The organism is Streptomyces sp. NPDC015032, assembly GCF_043080425.1.
GTDB lineage: Bacteria > Actinomycetota > Actinomycetes > Streptomycetales > Streptomycetaceae > Streptomyces.
In genome coordinates, this window is sequence record NZ_JBIBVN010000121.1 from 1 (window position 1) to 1,451 (window position 1,451).

1 protein-coding gene is annotated in these 1,451 nt (G+C 69.7%); it reads left to right on the top strand.

Annotation, left to right across the window (positions count from 1 at the left end; genetic code table 11):
• Nucleotides 1-177 precede the first annotated feature (177 nt).
• Nucleotides 178-1,392: an IS110 family transposase gene (locus ACF08M_RS41645; RefSeq protein WP_392190527.1), complete on the top strand. Its 1,215-nt coding sequence runs from the start codon at nt 178-180 to the stop codon at nt 1,390-1,392.
• The last annotated feature ends 59 nt before the right edge of the window (nt 1,393-1,451 follow it).

Here is a 1,451-nt window from a genome sequence, read left to right on the forward strand (position 1 = left end):
GGGGGGTGGTGTCACCGGGCCCGGGAGGTGCCGTCGGAGACGCTGATGAGAGGTCCGGCCACCGCCTGGTCCGGTGCAACGCCGGACAGCTCGCGGGCGGCAGGTCTGTATAACGTGGATGCGCGCGTACGACACCACCGCCGAGGCCGGCACGCTCAACTCGCCTGGAGGGGCGCGATGTTCGATACCGAAGACGTGGGCGTGTTCCTCGGCCTGGACGTCGGCAAGAGTGCCCATCACGGGCACGGGCTGACTCCGGCCGGGAAGAAGGTCTTCGACAAGCAACTGCCCAACAGCGAGCCGAAGCTGCGGGCCGTCTTCGACAAGCTGGCCGCGAAGTTCGGCACTGTGCTGGTGATCGTGGACCAGCCCGCCTCCATCGGCGCCCTGCCCCTGGCCGTCGCCCGGGATGCGGGCTGCAGGGTCGCCTACCTGCCCGGACTTGCGATGCGCCGGATCGCCGACCTGTATCCCGGCGAGGCGAAGACCGACGCGAAGGATGCGGCAGTGATCTCGGACGCCGCCCGCACCATGCCGCACACCCTTCGCACCCTGGAGCTGACGGACGAGATCACCGCCGAGCTGACCGTGCTCGTCGGCTTCGATCAGGACCTCGCCGCCGAGGCCACCCGCACGTCCAACCGGATACGCGGCCTGCTCACCCAGTTCCACCCCAGCCTGGAGCGCGTCCTGGGCCCCCGCCTCGACCACCAGGCCGTCACCTGGCTGCTGGAACGCCACGGATCCCCAGCCGCCTTGCGAAAGGCAGGACGCCGCCGCCTCGTCGAACTCATCCGGCCCAAGGCCCCACGCATGGCCACACGGCTGATCGACGACGTCTTCGACGCCCTGGACGAGCAGACCGTCGTCGTCCCCGGGACCGGCACCCTCGACCTCGTGATCCCCTCCCTGGCCCGCTCGCTGGCCGCCGTCCACGAACAACGCCGAGCCCTGGAAGCCCAGATCAGCACCCTGCTGGAGGCACACCCTCTTTCCCAGGTCCTGACGTCGATGCCCGGCGTCGGCGTCAGGACCGCCGCCGTGCTGCTGGTCACCGTCGGTGACGGCAGCAGCTTCCCCACCGCCGCCCACCTCGCCTCCTACGCCGGCCTCGCCCCGACGACCAGGCAATCCGGGACCTCGATCCACGGCGAACACGCACCCCGCGGCGGAAACCGGCAGCTCAAACGGGCCATGTTCCTCTCCGCCTTCGCCTGCATGAACGCCGATACCGCCTCCCGCACCTACTACGACAAGCAACGCGCCCGCGGAAAGACCCACACCCAAGCCCTCCTCCGCCTCGCCCGCCAGCGCATCAGCGTCCTGTTCGCGATGCTCCGCGACGGCGCCTTCTACGAGTCCCGAACACCCACCGTCACCCTCGCCCCATGAACGGGACCCACACCCCCAAAACCGACAGCGCGGGATTGACGAACGACATAGAGGCACCC

What these genes read in the sequence shown, in the direction of transcription:
- ACF08M_RS41645 (WP_392190527.1), top strand. Translation starts at nt 178, where the DNA reads ATGTTCGATACCGAAGACGTGGGCGTGTTCCTCGGCCTGGACGTCGGC.